The following is a 268-nucleotide window of genomic DNA, read 5'->3' as shown; positions in this document are numbered from 1 at the left end:
ATACAAATGGTAAAAATGTATTATGAAGCAGACGTAAAACAAGAGGCACTTCGTGGTAAAACAATCGCAATCATCGGCTACGGTAGTCAAGGTCATGCGCAAGCACAAAACCTGCGCGAAAGTGGTTATAAAGTAGTAGTAGGTCTGCGCCCAGGGAAATCTTGGGATGTAGCGGTAAAAGACGGTTTTGAAGTACTGACTGTAGCAGAAGCTGCAAAACGTGCAGACCTCATCCAAATCTTGCTGCCAGACGAGCGCCAAGCAGATG

Annotated in this window: 1 protein-coding gene; it reads left to right on the top strand. The window is 45.9% G+C overall.

Features of this window, described 5'->3' with window-relative positions:
- Positions 1 to 6: 6 nt before the first annotated feature.
- On the top strand, positions 7 to 268 hold a 262-nt coding region (locus SB775_RS30045), incomplete at its 3' end, for an NAD(P)-dependent oxidoreductase (protein WP_410864903.1).

Source organism: Peribacillus sp. SIMBA_075 (assembly GCF_046534585.1).
Note: the sequence above shows the minus strand (reverse complement) of the source record. Positions and strands in the feature narration are given on the sequence as shown.